The organism is Acetobacter sp. DsW_059, from assembly GCF_002153695.1.
Classification (GTDB): Bacteria; Pseudomonadota; Alphaproteobacteria; order Acetobacterales; family Acetobacteraceae; genus Acetobacter; species Acetobacter thailandicus.
The window spans coordinates 35,345-53,710 of sequence record NZ_JOPI01000011.1 but is presented as its reverse complement, the minus strand read 5'-3'; the positions used below and the strand labels follow the sequence as shown (position 1 = coordinate 53,710).

Below are 18,366 nucleotides of genomic sequence, written 5' to 3'. Positions count from 1 at the left end.
CAATGAGCGTTTTCTGGTCTGAAGTGCATGAATATCTGCCTTTTCTCCTTAGTGGCGCAGAAGTAACTCTTCAGCTCTCCTTCATCAGCATGGCCGGAGGCATGATACTGGGTTTTCTCACAGCTACAGGGCGGCTGTCCGGCAGTCGCCTCATACGGTGGCCGCTTGAGGCCTATGTCGAAATCTGGCGTGATACACCCCTTATTGTGCAATTACTGCTTATCTATTTCTCTCTCCCTGAGCTGGGTATTATTCTCCCTGCGTTCTGGGCTGGTGCACTGGGCCTGACCCTGAACCTGTCAGCCTATCTGTCTGAAGTCTACCGTGCAGCCATTCAAGCTGTTGATGAAGGACAGAAATCTGCGGCCATTTCGCTGGGCATGTCACCTCTTCAGATTTACCGGCGCCTTATTATTCCTCAGGCTTTTGTTGCTTCTCTCCCCACCCAGGGCGGCTATTTTATTGCTTTGCTAAAAGACTGTTCTCTGGTTTCTTTTATCTCTGTCAACGAACTTTTACGACATGCAACAATCGTCATCTCGAACACGTTTGACAGTATGAACACGTATCTGATGGTCGCACTGATCTATTTCATCATGAGTTTTACCAGCGCACGCTGTGTCAGCTGGCTTGAACGTAAACTCACCCCTTCACGCCACACCAAAGGTGGCGTTGCCAATGTCATGCCAGAAGCTGTGGAAGGGATTACACCATGACAACAGCAGTTCCGGTGCTAACGCTACAGCAGGTTTATAAATCATATGGCAGTCACGCTGTTCTGCGCGGTGTTGACCTGACTGTTTTACAGGGAGAGGCTCTTTTTATCATCGGCCCCAGCGGAGGAGGTAAATCTACTTTACTGCGCTGCATTAACTTTCTCGAACGTCCCGAAGCTGGCAGCATCACCTTTCTGAACCAGAAACTCTGCCAGCACTATCGCTCACACTTTGAAATTGCCCCTGAAAAACAACTGCGGCAGGCAAGAGCTCGCATGCCTATGGTTTTTCAGCAGTTCAACCTCTTTTCACACCAGACCACCCTGGAAAATGTGATGGAAGCACTGTTAACCGTAAAAAAACTCCACAAAGATCAGGCCGTCATACTGGCACGCCACGCGCTGGACAGAGTCCAGATGCTGCAAAAACAAAACCACTACCCCCACCAGCTTTCAGGCGGCCAAAAACAACGTGTCGCCATAGCCCGGGCACTGGCGATGGAACCTCCTGTTATTTTGTTTGATGAGCCAACAAGTGCACTTGACCCTGAGCTGGTCAGCGGCGTGCAAAGTATTATTCGTGACCTGTCAGCACAGGGGCTGACGCTGCTGACTGTCACACACGACCAGGCCTTTGTACAGTCAACCGCACACAAAGTCTGTTTTTATGCTGACGGCCATATCGTGGAAAGCGGCCCGCCAGAGCAGATTTACAACACACCCCGCACTGAACGGGTGCGTCAGTTTGTTCATTCTGTCAGTGCCCGCCATCACTGATTTTTATTACGATAAAGAAATATACTAATGACATATAATACTGCACAGGAAAATACTATTATGCCCACAGATATCGCTGGCACGCAGGATCACGGCATGACACTTCCATCCACTGAGCAACCCACTACCGGTACAGCCGCAACAATTGAACACAGAACCATCTACCCCATTCCTCACTCTGAAAGAATGGGACACCCGCGCGACCTGTTCTCCGTCTGGTTTGGCACGAACACTACTATTCTGACAGTTATTACCGGTGCACTGGCGTCAGTAGTTTTTCACCTCCCCCTCATGACAGGCTGCCTGGCTCTTTTAGCCGGCAACCTGATTGGCGGTGTCTTTATGGCACTGCATGCGGCACAGGGACCACGACTGGGGGTGCCGCAAATGGTACAGACATGTGGGCAGTTTGGCTCCATGGGAGCTGTGCCTATGATTGCCCTGGTAGTCTTTATTTATGTTGGTTTCTCAGCTTCTAACCTGGTTGTCGGGGGTGAAGGCTTTCAGTTATCTGTGCCATGGCTTGGCTACACAGGCGGCGTTTTGGCTGTCACGGTGCTGTCAGCTTTCCCTGCCTTCTGGGGGTATCGCACTATTCATGCCATGACAAAAATCATCTCTGTGGCATGCGGAGCCGCCATTATATGGGCACTGGTCGTCGTTATGAGCAACAGTGACGCCATGGCAACCCTCCATCATTTCGGGCACACCACATTATCAGGCTTTATGGGTGCCGTCTCTGTTGCTGCTTTATGGCAGCTGGCTTACGCGCCTTATGTATCAGACTACTCACGCTATCTGCCAGACAGCAAACAGGGAGCACAGCACGCTTTTCATGCTACCTACTGGGGCTCTGCTCTGGGCACAATCCTTCCTATGTTTCTTGGTGCAACACTGGGGGCAGTCACACCCCATGGCTCAGATATTCTGCCAACGCTCATGCATTATCTGGGCAGCGGCGGCCCGATTGTCATGGTTACTCTGATTATCGGCATTACTGTCGCCAATGGTATGAGCATATACTGCGGTAGCCTGTCTTCCCTCATGCTACTGCAAATGGCCTGCCCCAAACGTCATTTTGGCATGAAAACACGTATGTTGATTACAGCAGGAATCATGCTTTTTGTGCTCGCACTCACTATGCTCATGACGCACAATTTTATGGAGACATATACAGAATTTCTTAATTTTCTGATGATCATTATGATCCCATGGACTGCGATCAACCTGATTGATTACTACCTTGTGCAACATGGCACTTATGATGTTGCTTCGTTTTTTAAAGCGGACGGAGGCCTGTACGGGCGTTATAATACGCCTGCCCTTATATGCTACGTAATTGGCATTGCTGTGCAAATTCCTTTTATATCAAATACGTTTTATACCGGCCCTTTTGCCAGCATGATGGATCATACCGATATTTCGTGGGCTGCCGGCCTTATTCTGACATCACTGTTTTATATACTTTCTATCAAACGCCGTAAGGTTTCGTAAAAATCATAACCTGAACGAGTTTATCTGACACAACCAGGCGCGCAGACACTCTGCGCGCTTTTTGCTAATCATGCCTCCAACTCAGGTGCATACTTTATCGCGCAACGTATCATCTTGTTGTTGCTTTAATTTTTCATAAAAACCACATTAAAAAAAATATTTCGCAATCGTTTCGAATCCTATTGACCTAACTCGTATGGACAACTTAGGGTTCTTATCGAAATTGGTGCATCAAAATCAAAAATTGCTGAACCAATAGAACAAAAACATATTGTCTATATCTTTTCTTCTCCTGCCCCCATAACTGCACCGGTGGAGTTCAGACGCATGAGACCCAGCACCGTTTCACTGACCAGACTATTACTATTGTCCTCCGCGTTTATTCCGATAGGCAGCGGTTATGCGCGAGCGGCAACCCCGGTTCATAAAACACCGCACATCACTGCACGAAAACATATTCCACCGGCCAGAAATGCAAAAATTGTATCTAAAGCCAGTGTAAAACAAAAAACAGCCACACCACAGGAACCTGCAACTTATCTCAGTTCCACATCTGAACAGTTTGAAGTACGCTCACATAATGTGCCACATGGTGCTGTGGTCACTATTGGCCAGAAACTTCTGTCTCAGGCTCCGGCAGGTACAAACCCTCTGAAAACTCTGGCACAGCTTCCTGGCATCATGTTTCAGACAGCACAGCCACAGGGTATTGATGTCTGGTCTAACCAGGTATTTATGCACGGCTTTCAGCAGCAGGAAATCGGGATGACTCTCGATGGTATGCCTCTGGGCGAACAGACTGTTCGTAACTATAACGGTCTCAATACTATTCAGGCTATTTCGTCAGAAAACGTTGCCCGCATTGTTGTGTCTGAATCAGCCGGAGCCGAATCTGTTGCCGCGACAAACAACCTTGGCGGTTCGTTTTCCTACATCTCACGCGACCCCGCTCATAAATTTGGCGGCACCGTCACACAGGGTTTTGGCAGCTACGCAAACTTCCATACCTTTGCCCGTGTTGACAGTGGCGACCTCAACAGCACCGGCACACGTTTTTATGCCTCTTACATGCGACAGGACGGACAAATCTGGAAAGGCACCGGGGATCAGTTCATGCAGCAGGTCAACGCCAAATTTGTGCAGCCGGTTGGTGAAAGCAGCAGTATATCAGCCTTTTTTGACTGGGCAGACCTTCACCAGTTTTCGACTCCTGATGTCTCTCCCGAAATGCTCAGTAATGTCGGCTATAAAACAACTAATTATTATAACGGTAAGCAAAGCGGCCTTCAGGCAGCTATTAACGCCGCAAACGGTATATTTCCTCCTGGTTTTAATAAGCTCAAAGACCCGGAAGATTCTGCCTATTATGATGCCGTGCTGAATACTGATGATACATTTGGCGGCATTAAATCTCATATGCAGCTGACTGATAAACTCACCTGGGACACAACAGCCTACGGGCACGGAGAAACAAACCAGACAACCTGGACCACACCTTATTATTCATCACCTAACGGCTCACCATTGTCTGAGCTGGTCAAAGAACCCTCTATTCGTCGATTTGGTATTCTTTCTCAGCTACATTACAATATTGCACATAACGATATCAGCGGTGGCGTGTGGTATGAAAATAACCATTACCAGTCAAATATGTTCGCATATGAAATGCCAAATATCGTTGATGGCCAGCTGACATCTGCCATTCCTAACCCCCTTGGGCACTGGTCAAACCCGTTCGCAAAAATTTATAACCAGACATATAATACCAATACATTCACAGCCTTTGTTCAGGACACCTATCGTATCCTGCCCAATCTGGCCCTGCATTTTGGTTTCAAATCAGTGCTGGCAACAACGCGCGTAGGCAATGGTTTTATTAATGACGATTATTATGGCGCAGGCTCTAATATTGCCAGTGGCGTTGGGCTGACCACATCAAAACCATTCCTGCCACACATCAGTGCTGACTGGCACTTCCTGAAACATCATGAACTCTATTTTGATATTTCAGAAAACGTGCATACCTATGCACAATCTGGCTACAAACTCTCCAACTCCCCTTTTGCCATCTCCCAAACTGCGTTTGATGCTGGTCGCAACTCATTTAAACCAGAAACTGACTGGACCTATGCGCTGGGCTACCGGTACAATAGCCGCTTTGTCGGGGCGTCGGTTTATGCCTACCGCACAAACTTTAATAACCGACTGCAGCAAATCACTTCCGGTTCAGCCGTTAATCCTGTCTCTACAGTGTCTAACGTTGGTGGCGTAACCATGAATGGTGTAGATGCAGCCATTACAATCATGCCGATCAGGAACCTCTCTTTTACAAACAGCATCAGCTATGACCACGCCACTTACGATAATAACCTGACTGAAGCCGGCACATCTTATGGTACAAAAGGCAAGCAAATCGTTAACTATCCACGATTTATGTATAAAACACGTCTTTCATACGAATGGCGGGGTGTAACGGCTTATGTCGATGCCAACTATATCGGCAAGCGTAACTACAGCTATACCGGTGATGTCAAAATTCCTGGTTACTGGCTCAGTAATCTTGGCGTTCAGTATAATTTTGGCAAGCTTGAAGCCTTCCGCAACTCTGTTTCAGCGGTAAAAGACCTTACACTCAGCTTTAGCATCACAAACCTGCAAAATAACCGCTACATTTCAACGATGGGCGAAAACGGCAACCCTCTCAGCACAGGCCAGGGCGCGCTGGCTTACCAGTCTATGCTGGTTGGCGCACCGCGTATGTTCTTTGGCTCACTGAGTGCTAATTTCTGATATGTGACTAAACAAAACCCCTGTTATCATAAGCTGACAACAGGGGTATGCAGAGCAAAAAACAAAATCATTTTTGCCGTTTTAATACATCCACACCAGCTAAACGCAAACTTTTAACACTGTTGTGCCCTGAGAGGGCAAGTACATCATATATCTCCCGGCGCAGCAGGGAGATCATCTCCCGGACCCCGGACTCTCCTCCTGCAGCAACTGCCCAGGCCCATGGCCTGCCTGATGCTGTAAGTGAAGCCCCCTGCGCAAGAGATGTTACAACATCACCACCACGGCGAATACCACTATCGATCACCACAGAACAATGCTGTCCGGCTGATTGTACAATCTCAGGCAAAACAGCAAGGGTTGCAGGTGCGGGGTCAAGCTGCCGGCCGCCATGGTTAGAAACTATAACGGCATCAGCCCCGGCAACCACACAACGTGCGGCATCATCAGCATGCATAATACCTTTAACAAGCAGCTGACCGCTCCACTGTGCTCTGAACCATTCAAGGTCACGCCATGTCAGACCAGGGTCAATTTGCGATGCAGCATTCTTTGCCTGCTCAAGCAAAGAATGCCCCATGCCATAAGCACTTAAATTACGCAGCTGAGGCATACCATGACACGCCATGCCAGCACCCCAGCGCCAGGCTGCCGCAAAAGAGGCCAGCTGAGCCAGAGATGACTTACTGAGCCGCCTGAAACCATTACGCTCATCACGTGGCCGCAGTGGGGTAACAGGCGTATCTACTGTGAGAATAAGCGTACGCACACCACATTTACGCGCACGCTCCATCATATCACGGGTTATATCACGGTCACGAAAAACATAAATCTGAGCCAGAACATCCGCACCCGGCACCTGACATATTTCTTCAAGTGAAGCGATTGAAAATGTTGATACACAAAAAGGAATTTTTTCTTTCGCCGCAGCTCGTGCAGCCATCAGATCACCACCCTGACGCATCATTCCCGCAAAACCAACCGGTGCCAGCATAAAAGGAGCGGAGCAGTCATAACCAAGCCACTGCGTTGTTGTTGATACAGATGACACATCACGAAGACAGCGTGGTATGATCGTCCATTTTCTGAACTCATCCCGATTAGCGCGGAGTGTTCTTTCCTCATGGGCACCACCTGCCACATAGTCACGAAATAACCGCGGGAGGAATTTTTCTGCTTTTTTCTGTAACTCTGCACTATCAACACAGGCCATCATAACCTCTCAATACAAAAAACCCCCGGACAATGCCGGGGGCAGGAGCAGAACTATAGGCTCAGACAGCACTACACTCCGGCAATGGCACAAACTCCTTCACTCTGTCAGCTATCACTCCACCAGCTATCAGCTCACGCATTGCTTCAATATCCGGGGTAAAAAGCCTGTCCTGTGCAAAAAAGGCAATTTTCTCACGCACAGCATCCTTTGCCACAGAAAGCGGGCGCGATGTGAGCAACGGCGCAAGAAAATCAAGCCCCTGCACTGCTGCCAGCCCTTCAATAGCAATAATCGTACAAACATTATCCACTATATCTTCCAGGCGTCTGGCTGCAAAAGTTGCCATACTGACATGGTCTTCCTGGTTAGCAGAGGTTGGCAGGCTATCAACACTGGCCGGGTGCGCCAGCGTTTTATTCTCTGACGCCAGAGCTGCAGCTGTAACCTGTGCAATCATAAAACCAGAATTCAGGCCACTCTCTTTAACCAGGAAGGGTGGCAGACCACTCATCTGTGCATCCATCAGCATAGCAAGACGACGCTCAGAAATTGCACCCACCTCAGAAACAGCTATTGCGATTGTATCTGCTGCAATAGCCACTGGTTCAGCATGGAAATTGCCACCTGAAATCATTTCATCTGTTTCTGCAAAATGAATGGGGTTGTCAGAGACCGCATTGGCTTCAATAACCAGCGTTCTGGCCGCATTACGCAACGTATCAAGACATGCACCCATAACCTGAGGCTGACACCGCAGGCAGTACGGATCCTGAACGCGCTCATCTTCCTCCCTGTGTGAATCACGAATGGAGGAATTCTCAAGCAGACTACGATATACAGCCGCCGTTTCTATCTGCCCGCGCTGCCCGCGCAGCACGTGCAGGCGCGGGTCAAAAGGAGCATCTGTGCCCCGTGCGGCATCAAGCGTCAGACCACCGGCAATAAGAGCTGCCTGGAACACACGCTCAGCCTTAAACAGACCAGACAATGCCAGCGCCGTTGAGGCCTGCGTGCCATTAAGCAACGCCAGTCCTTCCTTCGGGCCAAGCTCAACCGGCGTCAGACCGGCAGCCTGCAGTGCCTCTGCTCCGGTCATTTTCTGACCTTTATAGAAGGCATGTCCTTCGCCAATAACAACTGCACTCATATGTGCCAGAGGAGCAAGGTCACCTGATGCACCCACTGACCCTTTTTCAGGGATAACCGGTATAACCCCACGATTCAGCATCGCCAGCAGCAGGGTAACAACCTCTTTGCGCACGCCGGAGAACCCTCTTGCCAGACCATTAGCCTTAAGCAGCAAAATCAGTCTGACCACAGCCTCGTTCATTGGCGCGCCAATACCAGCAGCATGACTCAGCACAAGATTACGCTGCAGCTCTTTCAGCTTATCATCCGGGATACGGGTTTTTGCCAGCTTACCAAAGCCTGTATTCACACCGTAAACCGGCTCACCTCGTGCAACAATACGCTCAACCGACAAAGCAGCAACGTCAAGCACCTTACCTGCCTCGGCAGATAACTCTATCTGCATGGAAGGCAAGAAAAAGAAAGAGCGCATATCTGCATAAGTCAGCTGACCAGGGTGCAGTATAAAAGATGATGCAGTCATGCCCTCAGGCTCCACGTTTAATCATTGGCAGGTTCAGAGATTTTTCATGCGCGCATTCTACAGCTATGTCGTAGCCGGCATCTGCATGGCGCATAACACCGGTTGCAGGGTCGTTCCACAACACGCGCTCAAGGCGGCGGGCAGCCTCGGCTGTGCCATCAGCCACAATGACCATGCCCGAATGCTGTGAGAAACCCATACCCACACCACCACCATGATGCAGCGACACCCAAGTAGCCCCGGATGCTGTATTAAGCAGTGCATTCAGTAAGGGCCAGTCAGACACAGTATCACTGCCATCACGCATGGCTTCAGTCTCACGGTTAGGACTGGCAACTGAACCACTGTCAAGGTGGTCACGGCCGATCACAATCGGGCCTTTCAGCTCACCTTTTGCAACCATTTCGTTAAAGGCCAGCCCCAGGCGATGACGGTCACCCAGCCCTACCCAGCAGATACGAGATGGCAGCCCCTGAAAATGAATTTTCTCCCGTGCCATATCCATCCAGTTATGCAGATGAACGTCATCAGGCAGCAACTCTTTCACTTTCTGATCGGTTTTATAAATATCTTCCGGGTCACCTGAGAGAGCAGCCCAGCGGAACGGCCCGATACCACGGCAGAACAGAGGCCGGATATAGGCAGGCACGAACCCGGGGAACGCAAATGCATCCTCAAGACCTTCTTCAAAAGCCATCTGACGGATATTATTACCATAATCAAAAGTAGGAATACCCATACGGTGAAAAGCCACCATAGCCTCGACATGCTCACGCATAGACTGACGGGCTGCTTTCTCTACTGCAGCAGGGTCAGTCAGACGTTTCTGCTCTGCTTCTTCCAGTGTCCAGCCTTTGGGCAGGTAACCATTCCGCGGGTCATGTGCAGAGGTCTGATCTGTTACGGCATCGGGGCGCACACCACGGCGTACCAGCTCCGGGAAGATTTCTGCCGTATTACCTAAAAGGCCAACCGAAATCGCCTTACCCTCTGCACAGGCTGCGGTAATCAGCTCAAGCGCTTCATCAAGCGTATCCACCCGGCAATCAAGATAGCCTGTATCAAGACGTTTCTGAATACGGCCAGGTTCACACTCAACAGCCAGCATAGAGGCTCCGGCCATCACGGCAGCCAGCGGCTGCGCACCACTCATACCGCCCAGACCGCCGGTCAGAATCCATCGGCCTTTCAGGCTGCCACCGTAATATTGCCGCCCCATCTCGACAAAAGTTTCATAAGTGCCCTGAACAATACCCTGCGAACCAATATAGATCCACGAACCAGCGGTCATCTGGCCGTACATCATCAGCCCCATGCGGTCGAGCTCGTTAAATTTATCCCAGTTTGCCCAGTGCGGCACGATATTAGAATTTGCAATCAGCACACGTGGGGCATCTGCATGTGTGCGAAAAACACCAACCGGTTTACCTGACTGCACCAGTAAGGTCTGGTCATCCTCCAGCTCACGCAGGCTGGCAACAATCTGGTCATAACATGCCCAGTTTCGTGCAGCTCTACCTATACCACCATAGACAACCAGCTCTGAGGGACGCTCAGCCACCTCAGGATCCAGGTTATTCATCAGCATGCGCAAGGCAGCTTCAGTTTGCCAGCTTTTAGCTGTTTTCTCCGTCCCTGTCGGAGAGCGGATAATGCGGTCATTAGCAAGGCGGTTATTTGAAACTGCAGATGCGTCACTCATTTTCCAACCCTTGTTCATACTTGTATATACTTTTAGTTAAGCGTCATACAATTTCGTTGTCAATCTGGAATAAATTAAAAAAAACACTTCTGACGTTTTCAGGGCTTAAACGCCAGAGCACAGCGCAGAAGCTGAAGCAGGGTTTGCTTAAGCTGTGCAGCTTTCTGCACACTTAAAGGCCAGGGAGATTTTTCAGTTTCCAGGTAGGTTGTTTGCGCAAGTTCAAGCTGTACAGCATGTATATTCTGATCTGGCTGCCCGTAATGACGAGTCGTATACCCCCCCTTAAAACGCCCGTCGAGAACATGGGTATAGTGCGAAGCCTGTGCTGCCTGAGCCACCAAAGCCTGAGCAAGTGCCGGCGCACAGGCCTGCCCCATATTGGTGCCAAAATTAAGGTCGGGTAAAACCCCTTCAAACAAACGAGGAATAGTGGAAGCAATAGAATGACCATCCCACAAAACAGCATGCCCCCATTTTTCTTTTAAACGGCCAAGCTCCTGCTCTATCTGATCATGGTAAGGACGCCAGAACAGCCTGGTTCTCAGCACAGTTTCCTGCGCATCAGGCTCCTCTCCTTCACGGTAAACTGGCAGACCGGAAAAGGTGAAGTGTGGCACAAGCCCGGTGCTGGGGCGCCCGGGATACAGCACGCCGTCATCTGGCCCTCGGTTCAGGTCAACGACATAGCGTGAGTAATTTGCACGCAGTACGCCAACACCAAGAGCCTGCGCAAAATCGTAAAGCGTCTCCATATACCAGTCTGTGTCAGGCAAGGTGCTGCCATGCTCTGTCATACGCAGGGCCAGCCCTTCTGGCAGGCTCTGGCCAGCATGAGGCAAAGTAATCAGCACTGGCATATCACCTGGTGTAAAAGAATAAACCGGAAGCATCGTCTCTGACCTCTTTCTCTGCTCTTTTATTTTTAAAAATCAGGAAAAAATTTCACGCATAATGGCTCTGAAGTGCTGTGTAAGGCGCTCCTGCTGAGGGTGATGCCCATCACGCACCCGCCACTCACCAGCTGACATCACATGCCTGACAGGCAATGCCGGAAGAGTGAATAACGCAGCATCTAAAACAGCATCACCTTCAAGGCCAGGATGAATAAACTGCGTCTCATCAGGCACACATAAATCAGCACGGGCACCTGGCGTTAGCCCCCACTGTGCAAGACCACAGGCCTGAGCCCCGCCTGCCAGAGCCTGGCGGTATAGCCACCCGCCGGTTGAACCCAGCTCACCCTGGGGCAAAGCAAGGCAGCGACTTTGTGCAGATAAACGCATGCCATATTCAAGCAGCCTCAGCTCTTCAGCCGGGCTGATCAGAATATTACTGTCTGACCCGATACCAAAGCGGCCGTTCTTTGCAACATATTCAACAAACGGAAAAAAGCCGTCTCCGAGGTTGGCCTCTGTCACCGGGCACAAACCTGCCACAGCCTGACTTTTTGCAATCCTCGTGACCTCAGGCGACGTAAGATGAGTCGCATGTATAAGACACCAGCGGGCATCAACAGGCACATGCTCGAACAGCCAGGCGACGGGCCTCTGCCCTGTCGCGGCAAGGCACTGTTCTACCTCCCCGATTTGCTCCGCAATATGAATATGTACGGGTGATGACTGAGCGACAGCCGAAACAAGCGCATTAATATCTTCTGTCCCGACCGCACGCAGAGAATGCAGACCCAGCCCGACAGAAACAAGGGAACTCCCCTGCCATTGCTTTCGGAGATCACTGATAATTTCAGCTATAAAACCCGGTGTCGAGGCAAAACGTTGCTGCTCATCCTGCAAAGGTCTCTGTCCAAACCCTGCATACATATAGAGCGTCGGCAAAACCGTAACACCCAACCCTGCGGTTTGTGCACCTGCGGCAATTCTCATCGCCATTTCGGCAGGCTGATTGTAAGCACTGCCATTTTTATCACGATGCAGATAATGAAACTCAGCAACCTGCGTATAGCCTGCGCGTAACATTTCCATATACAAAAAAGCGGCAATCCCCTCCATCTGATCGGGAGAGATATGACCGGCAAGCTGATACATCAGCGTGCGCCATGTCCAGAAAGTGTCAGATGGCGTTTGCCGGCGCTCAGCAAACCCGGCCATACCACGCTGAAAAGCGTGAGAATGCAGGCTGATCTGAGGTGGCAGAGCAATCTCATACTGTTCCATCCCTCTGGAGGGCTGACTGTCGGCTGTGACAGAAGAAAATCTGCCATCCGGCCCGATAACTAAGGAGACATTTTTTCTCCACCCCTCAGGGAGAAGAGCCTGCTTCACAAAAATTCCGGTCATGCAGTCATACCCATTTTACTCAGCTTCCACCCACATCATTAAAGCTGTTCCAGGCGGAATCTGACCGTTGTCGTTTTGAAACCATAACGGATTTGACTTATTTGTATATACCTTTGTATGGTATCTCACAGACTAAGAAAGCAGGATGCCATGTGGGATACACTCTGGAAGAACGTTCACTTAGCCACGATGGCACCATCGCGCATCAGCTCATCTGACCCTTATGGCTGCATTAAAAATGCCGCCATTGCAGCGAAAAATGGTAAAATTACGTGGATTGGCGCTGAAGCTGATCTTCCTGACGCCCCCGAAAAACTTGCACGATCTGTTATCTCTATGCAGCAGAAATGGGCTACCCCGGGGCTGATAGATGCCCATACCCATCTTGTCTATGCAGGTGATCGAAGTAACGAATTCAGCCAGCGCCTTAATGGAGTCAGCTATCAGCAGATTGCACACGAAGGCGGCGGTATTAATGCTACTGTAGCAGCCACACGTGCAATGTCTGAAGAGCAGCTGCTTGAACTGGCTATAACCCGTGCCAAGCGTATGATTGCAGGCGGCACCACGACTATCGAGGTGAAATCAGGCTATGGTCTGACCCTGGAAGATGAACTCAAGCTGCTGCGTGTAGGCCGTGCCCTTGAACAGCACCTTCCCATACGTGTGCATACAACCTTCCTGGGTGCACATGCTCTGCCACCTGAATATGCCGGCCGTCAGACTGACTATGTCAGCACCATCATCAATGATATGTTACCTCGCATAACAGAAGAAAAACTCGCTGACAGTGTCGATGTCTTTTGTGAAACTATAGCATTCTCACGATCCGAAACCGAACAAATCTTTCAGGCCGCGGCACAACTTGGCCTGCCGGTTCGCATTCATGCTGACCAGATGTCAGACAGCGACAGCTGTGCTCTCGCAGCCCGCTTTAAGGCCCTGTCAGCTGATCATGTCGAATATGCTAACGAAAATGGTGTTCAAGCTATGGCGACAGCAGGCACTGTCGCTATGCTCCTGCCCGGAGCCTTTTATTTCATTCGCGAAACGCGACTGCCGCCGGTAGATCTTTTCAGAAAGCACAAAGTGCCCATGGGGCTTGCCACAGACTGCAACCCTGGAACCTCCCCGTTGCTCGACCTGACAACCACCATGAATATGGCCTGCACCCTGATGCGCCTGACACCGGCTGAAGCCCTGCATGGCGTTACAACAATTGCCGCCAGGGCGCTTAACTTACAAAACATCACGGGTATTTTGCAGGAAAATTATGCTGCCGATATAGCTTTCTGGCCCATATCAGGCCCACATGAGCTCTCTTACTGGATTGGTGGCGTCAGGCCCTCGGCACGGGTCTTTGGTGGCAAAACAGACAACTAAAAAACATAATCTCTATACAGGTGATACAAACGTCCATATTTTACCAAAACACCCCGCGCTACCAAAGGATCAGTTCATGACACCATCTTCTCCTGCTCCCCGCCCGCAGCTTCGCTATGAGCAGGTAAAGAAATATATTACTGATCACATCACCCGTGGAGAATGGGATGTCGGGGAGAGGCTCCCTTCAGAGAGCGAGCTGGTCGAGACTCTTGGAGTTTCACGTATGACCGTGCACAGAGCTTTGCGGGAGCTTATGACAGAGGGGCTTGTAACCCGTGCGCAGGGCGTTGGTACTTTTGTTGCAGAACTGATGCCCCGCGCCCCGCTGCTTGAACTACGCGATATTGCAGATGATATTATCTCTGCGGGCCACACTCACACACAAAGGCTGGTAACCCTTGAAGCTGTCAGAGCCGATGTGGATCTGGCCATGGCCTTTGATCAGCGCCCGGGTGCCAAGCTGTTCCATTCTGTTATTGTGCATATGGAAGATAACATCCCCCTGCAGGTTGAAGAACGCTATGTTTCACCACATTTTGCACCGGACTACCTGGAGCAGGATTTCACTTCTTTGCATCCGCACCGTTTGCTAACACACATAGCTCGCCCGGATGAAATGGAACACGTTATTTTTGCCGTGACACCAGAGGAAAAAATACAGCAGCTTCTGGAGCTGGATGAGCCTGCAACGGCGTGCCTTCAGCTCGTGCGCCGCACATGGGTACAGGGCAAAACGGTAATGAAGGGAATTTTCACTTACCCCGGTAATCGTTACAGCCTTGGCGGACGTTACCAGGTGGATAGTCTCAAAAATCACTGAATAATACTTACGATATCTGATTATATATCAGGCAGTTAAGCTGAATAAGGCTTAACTGCTTATTTGCGCTCTGACGACAGTAAAAGCCTGAACCATTAGCAGCGTCACAAATCTGAAAATAAGCCTGCCTCGTTAATAAGATAACACCAAAAAAATAAAATGTTACTATGCATAGCTGCCTGCTTCTCTCTGCCTCAGCACTACATAAATTTGCACATTGATAAAATAACTACCACTATTTAAAACAACCATTAAGTAATTTAGTATTTTCTCATATTGCGTGACAGGTCTGATAAAATGCCTCATTTGAATGACAAGCAACATTTACCGGCATGCACAACTCGTCGTAAAGTTCTGGCTGCCGGCATCGCAGGTCTTGCCGGCACTACACTGATAAAACAGCACGACGCCTTAGCTGCGAACAGTGAAAATGTATCTCCGCCAAGTGTCATAAGCACCCCAGCCAGAGTCTGGGGGCCTCAGGCACCCGTGCCTTTCACACCTGACCCCGATGTTATATCCTACGATCCGTCTTTCAATAAAGTCATTTCCTGGAACGCACCGTTAGAACAGGCCTGGCGAGGGAATGTCTCGTGGCTTGAAGGGCCTGCATGGTCAGTTGAAGGGCGCTTTCTGCTCGTAAGTGACGTAACAGGAAGCAGTCAGTATCGCTACGCTGAAGATACGCATGCGATGTCCGTATTCCGTAAGGAAAGCTATCATTCAAATGGAAACACCTTTGACAATGAAGGACGGCTGCTAACGTGTGAGCATGGCCTGCGTCGGGTTATTCGCTGGGAACATAACGGAACCTGCACTGTTCTGGCCGATAAATATCAAGGCAAACGTCTGAACTCTCCCAATGATATTGTCGTTGATAAGAATGGAGGAATCTGGTTCACAGATCCGGATTATGGAGACCGTTTGTGGGAGGGGCACCCAAACGAACCGGGTGTCAACGCACCGACACCAGACAACCTGACCTGGAACCTGGGAACGGAGCTAAGCACTGAACTGGGCGGCGCTTATGGACAGCAGGCTCATGTTTTTTATATTAACCCCGAAACACGTGAACTCACTGCCGTTCTGACAGAAAATCAGCTCGCCGGCCCCAATGGACTCTGTTTTTCGCCTGATTATAAAACCCTTTATATCGCCTCCAGCGCAGATAAAGCCGCACACCCAGGCGGAGGTGGATTTCGTAATATTTATGCCTTTGATGTCACGGGTAATAAACTAACTAATCAACGCACTTTCGCATCCATGACTCTTAACGGCGAAAAATTAATGCCTGACGGTATTAAAGCCGATGTTATGGGCAATATATGGGTTGGCGCCAGTGGCTCCCTGGGTCTGTGTGGCGTAATTATTTATAATCCCGCGGGTAAAATGATCGGCCGGCTCCGTATGCCACGCACCATTTCAAACCTGACATTTGGCGGACCTGAACGTAATCGCCTCTTCATGACAGCTCGGGATTCCATTTTTACTCTTGATGTCGCGACACAGGGTGCCGGGTTATCCTAAAAGCCACATATTATGGGCCGGGCGGCTGGTTTTACTGTTTCTCATGAACGGATGAAATTTATTTTCACAATATACAGCGCCCGACCTCAGTAAGTCTCCCTTCCATCAAGACACCACCCCAAAAAAATAAAACATTGCCAAATAAAATATATCATTTTATTATTACATCCATTAATTTTAGAAAAAAATAAAAATATTTAACATCATATTGATTTATATAATATTTTTATAATGAATTTATTTTTTAATAATACTTTATTAATAGCATCTCTACCAAAAGTGGCACTGAGTGTCATTTTTCACGATGATGTGACACTCCACCGTATTGCAGACTCTATCCTGTCTATATATCAAAGAATATAGTAATCAGGATAAGCAGAGTCCTGATTAAAAATCAGTCAGCATTTTATGCAGGCAATGAACAGGACAAATGGAGTATCCCATGTCAGTCATTCAGGCCCCTCCTTTTAAATCACGCTATGAAAATTATATTAACGGTGAATGGAAAGCCCCGGTAAAAGGGCAGTATATGAAAAATATCTCGCCTGTTGATGCGCGCATATTATGCGAAGTGCCACAGTCTACAGCCGAAGATATAGAACTTGCACTCGATGCCGCCCATAACGCATTTAAAAGCTGGGGACGGACCTCCATCGGCGAGCGCTCTAACATTCTTCTCAAAGCAGCCGATCGCATGGAGGCCAACCTCGACCTTCTCGCACGCGCTGAAACGTGGGATAATGGCAAGCCTATCCGTGAAACACTGGGCTCTGACATCCCCCTGGCAATCGATCATTTTCGCTATTTTGCCGGCTGTATCCGCGCTCAGGAAGGCGGTATTACTGATATCGATCAGGATACAGTGGCCTATCACTTTCATGAACCTCTTGGTGTTGTAGGGCAGATTATTCCGTGGAATTTCCCCCTGCTGATGGGTGCATGGAAACTGGCCCCGGCTCTGGCTGCAGGCAACTGCGTGGTGATGAAGCCCGCTGAAACAACACCAGCCAGCATGCTGGTACTGATGGAAATCATTGGTGATCTCTTTCCTGCCGGCACAATCAATATCGTGAACGGTCTGGGGCGAGATGCAGGGTCAGCACTTTCCAACAGCAGCCGCATTGCGAAAATTGCCTTCACAGGCTCTACACCAACAGGCAAAATGATCGCGCATGCTGCTGCAGAAAACCTGATTCCGGCAACACTGGAGCTGGGCGGTAAATCTCCCAACATATTCTTTGCAGACATCATGGATCATGATGATGACTATCTCGACAAAGCCCTGGAAGGCTTTACCCTGTTTGCACTTAATCAGGGGCAAATCTGTTCATGCCCAAGCCGTGCTCTGGTTCATGAGTCTATCTATGATAAGTTTATTGAACGTGTGCTTCCACGGGTAAAAGCTATCAGACAAGGGAACCCTCTTGACCCTGAAACCATGATGGGTGCGCAAAACTCACTCATGCAGCAGAACAAAATTCTTGAATATATCAATATTGGACGCGATGAAGATAAAGCCGAAATACTGACCGGCGGTGCAAAGCCAGAACTTGGCAATGACCTCAGCAATGGTTTTTATGTTCAGCCGACAATCTTCCGCGGTGATAATACGATGCGTATTTTCCGCGAAGAGATTTTTGGCCCTGTTCTGACCGTCACTACATTTAAGGACGAAGCCGAGGCACTGGCAATTGCCAATGACACCGAGTTTGGCCTTGGGTCAGGCGTGTGGTCTCGTAATGGCAATATCTGCCACCGGGTCGCAAAAGGCCTGCAGGCAGGGCGTGTATGGGTAAACTGCTATCATATCTACCCTGCCGGCGCGGCATTTGGCGGGTATAAAAAATCTGGCATTGGTCGTGAAACACATAAAATGGTTCTCGAACATTACCAGCAAACTAAAAATATTCTCACCAGCTACTCTGAAAAGAAACTTGGTCTCTTTTGAGTCAAAAAAAGGGGAGCATAGTTGCATGCTCCCCTTTAACCGTTATTTTACAATGATCTAAAGAACAACGACGGGTAGA

General features: G+C 49.4%; 13 protein-coding genes. 8 read left to right on the top strand and 5 right to left on the bottom strand.

Translation table 11 applies throughout. The features are described 5' to 3' along the window. Window positions 1-2 precede the first annotated feature (2 nt). The 4 genes from HK25_RS02845 (at window position 3) to HK25_RS02830 (ending at window position 5,776) form a co-directional block, all read left to right on the top strand. A complete protein-coding gene (locus HK25_RS02845) occupies window positions 3-716 on the top strand; it encodes an amino acid ABC transporter permease (protein ID WP_086635230.1) in 714 nt (237 codons plus the stop codon). Next, window positions 713-1,492, top strand: a complete 780-nt coding sequence (locus HK25_RS02840) for an amino acid ABC transporter ATP-binding protein (protein WP_198945937.1) — start codon at window positions 713-715, stop codon at window positions 1,490-1,492. Before HK25_RS02845 ends, HK25_RS02840 begins: the two co-directional genes overlap by 4 nt. Window positions 1,493-1,519: 27 nt before the next feature. Then, window positions 1,520-2,986, top strand: coding sequence for a cytosine permease (locus HK25_RS02835; RefSeq protein ID WP_233127626.1), 1,467 nt, complete (start codon window positions 1,520-1,522; stop codon window positions 2,984-2,986). A 327-nt stretch (window positions 2,987-3,313) separates the two neighbouring features. Beyond that, complete coding sequence (locus HK25_RS02830) at window positions 3,314-5,776, top strand: TonB-dependent receptor domain-containing protein (protein ID WP_086635229.1); 2,463 nt, start codon at window positions 3,314-3,316, stop codon at window positions 5,774-5,776. Between the two features lie 67 nt (window positions 5,777-5,843). Here HK25_RS02830 and HK25_RS02825 read toward each other — a convergent pair whose 3' ends face one another. The 5 genes from HK25_RS02825 to HK25_RS02805 form a co-directional block, all read right to left on the bottom strand. Next, window positions 5,844-6,992 carry an alpha-hydroxy acid oxidase gene (locus HK25_RS02825; protein ID WP_233127624.1) on the bottom strand — a complete coding sequence of 383 codons (1,149 nt, stop codon included), beginning with the start codon at window positions 6,990-6,992 and terminating at the stop codon, window positions 5,844-5,846. A 58-nt stretch (window positions 6,993-7,050) separates the two neighbouring features. Next, on the bottom strand, window positions 7,051-8,604 hold the full coding sequence (gene hutH / locus HK25_RS02820) for a histidine ammonia-lyase (RefSeq protein ID WP_086635250.1): 1,554 nt from the start codon (window positions 8,602-8,604) through the stop codon (window positions 7,051-7,053). 4 nt (window positions 8,605-8,608) lie between these two features. Next, complete coding sequence (gene hutU / locus HK25_RS02815) at window positions 8,609-10,306, bottom strand: urocanate hydratase (RefSeq protein WP_086635227.1); 1,698 nt, start codon at window positions 10,304-10,306, stop codon at window positions 8,609-8,611. A gap of 98 nt (window positions 10,307-10,404) precedes the next feature. Continuing rightward, window positions 10,405-11,199 (bottom strand): N-formylglutamate deformylase, encoded by a 795-nt coding sequence (gene hutG, locus HK25_RS02810; RefSeq protein ID WP_086635226.1) that lies wholly within the window; start codon window positions 11,197-11,199, stop codon window positions 10,405-10,407. A gap of 39 nt (window positions 11,200-11,238) precedes the next feature. Continuing rightward, entirely contained in the window at window positions 11,239-12,606 is a 1,368-nt protein-coding gene (locus HK25_RS02805) for a formimidoylglutamate deiminase (protein ID WP_086635225.1), read from the bottom strand. Window positions 12,607-12,756: 150 nt separating this feature from the next. On the opposite strand from HK25_RS02805, the gene hutI reads away from it, so the two are divergent. From hutI to HK25_RS02785, 4 genes are all read left to right on the top strand, one after another. After that, window positions 12,757-13,989 (top strand): imidazolonepropionase, encoded by a 1,233-nt coding sequence (gene hutI, locus HK25_RS02800; protein ID WP_086635224.1) that lies wholly within the window; start codon window positions 12,757-12,759, stop codon window positions 13,987-13,989. Between the two features lie 76 nt (window positions 13,990-14,065). Further along, a complete protein-coding gene (gene hutC, locus HK25_RS02795) occupies window positions 14,066-14,812 on the top strand; it encodes a histidine utilization repressor (RefSeq protein WP_086554871.1) in 747 nt (248 codons plus the stop codon). Window positions 14,813-15,109: 297 nt separating this feature from the next. Then, window positions 15,110-16,339: an SMP-30/gluconolactonase/LRE family protein gene (locus HK25_RS02790; RefSeq protein WP_086635223.1), complete on the top strand. Its 1,230-nt coding sequence runs from the start codon at window positions 15,110-15,112 to the stop codon at window positions 16,337-16,339. A 442-nt stretch (window positions 16,340-16,781) separates the two neighbouring features. Beyond that, the gene (locus HK25_RS02785; RefSeq protein WP_086635222.1) at window positions 16,782-18,287 is read left to right on the top strand and encodes an aldehyde dehydrogenase family protein; all 1,506 of its coding nucleotides are present in this window, start codon (window positions 16,782-16,784) and stop codon (window positions 18,285-18,287) included. The last annotated feature ends 79 nt before the right edge of the window (window positions 18,288-18,366 follow it).

Bases quoted from the DNA above. Each gene is read 5' to 3' on its own strand.
- HK25_RS02845 (WP_086635230.1), top strand. From the start codon at position 3: ATGAGCGTTTTCTGGTCTGAAGTGCATGAATATCTGCCTTTTCTCCTT.
- HK25_RS02840 (WP_198945937.1), top strand. From the start codon at position 713: ATGACAACAGCAGTTCCGGTGCTAACGCTACAGCAGGTTTATAAATCA.
- HK25_RS02835 (WP_233127626.1), top strand. From the start codon at position 1,520: ATGACATATAATACTGCACAGGAAAATACTATTATGCCCACAGATATC.
- HK25_RS02830 (WP_086635229.1), top strand. From the start codon at position 3,314: ATGAGACCCAGCACCGTTTCACTGACCAGACTATTACTATTGTCCTCC.
- HK25_RS02825 (WP_233127624.1), bottom strand. From the start codon at position 6,992: ATGATGGCCTGTGTTGATAGTGCAGAGTTACAGAAAAAAGCAGAAAAA.
- hutH (WP_086635250.1), bottom strand. From the start codon at position 8,604: ATGACTGCATCATCTTTTATACTGCACCCTGGTCAGCTGACTTATGCA.
- hutU (WP_086635227.1), bottom strand. From the start codon at position 10,306: ATGAGTGACGCATCTGCAGTTTCAAATAACCGCCTTGCTAATGACCGC.
- hutG (WP_086635226.1), bottom strand. From the start codon at position 11,199: ATGCTTCCGGTTTATTCTTTTACACCAGGTGATATGCCAGTGCTGATT.
- HK25_RS02805 (WP_086635225.1), bottom strand. From the start codon at position 12,606: ATGACCGGAATTTTTGTGAAGCAGGCTCTTCTCCCTGAGGGGTGGAGA.
- hutI (WP_086635224.1), top strand. From the start codon at position 12,757: ATGTGGGATACACTCTGGAAGAACGTTCACTTAGCCACGATGGCACCA.
- hutC (WP_086554871.1), top strand. From the start codon at position 14,066: ATGACACCATCTTCTCCTGCTCCCCGCCCGCAGCTTCGCTATGAGCAG.
- HK25_RS02790 (WP_086635223.1), top strand. From the start codon at position 15,110: ATGCCTCATTTGAATGACAAGCAACATTTACCGGCATGCACAACTCGT.
- HK25_RS02785 (WP_086635222.1), top strand. From the start codon at position 16,782: ATGTCAGTCATTCAGGCCCCTCCTTTTAAATCACGCTATGAAAATTAT.